At 41.3% G+C, this 579-nt stretch carries 1 protein-coding gene; it reads right to left on the bottom strand.

From position 1 onward, the window contains the following. The coding region (locus BMG01_RS10760) for an IS3 family transposase (RefSeq protein WP_143472308.1) at window positions 1–451 on the bottom strand (451 nt) is incomplete at its 3' end. Between the last annotated feature and the right edge of the window lie 128 nt (window positions 452–579).

Here is a 579-nt window from a genome sequence, read left to right as displayed (position 1 = left end):
ATTTGGTATCCATCGTGGCACTGATTTGATGGGCTAATATCTTACGCGTTTGTAACTCTAAAACTGACGCTAAATAGACCCACTGACCATTACTCAACTTTAAATAAGTGATGTCCATGCTCCAAGCATTGGCTTCGGGTAAATGCCTGATTAAGTTGGGACGTTGACGATAATCAACAGTTGTCGTTGGTTTGTTAAATCGACGAGTCATGACAGAGTATATGCCAGCTTCTCGCATTAAACGACGAACTCGGTTGGTTCCATGATGCAAATTCAGATCAGCTAATGCCAATCGCAGACGTGGCGCGCCATAAGCTTTATAGTTATTTTGCCAAATTTCACGCAACAAAGCTTTTAAAATCGTGTCTTCTCGTTGTCGTTGGCTCTCAGTATAGTGAACCCAATCAAAGTAGGTGCTTTTGGGTATTTTGAGTAGGCGAAGCACCATCATGAGTTTAAAATGCTGTTTTAGCAATGATTGGACAATAGGAAAATGGGTCTTACGTGTTACTTGCGATGTTCGCCCAGCAAAACGGCCGCAATTTTTAAAATTTCGTTTTCTTCTTTAAGTCTTGCGAC

It is taken from the genome of Leuconostoc sp. BM2 (genome assembly GCF_002095565.1).
Lineage (GTDB): Bacteria > Bacillota > Bacilli > Lactobacillales > Lactobacillaceae > Leuconostoc > Leuconostoc falkenbergense.
Note: the sequence above shows the minus strand (reverse complement) of the source record. Positions and strands in the feature narration are given on the sequence as shown.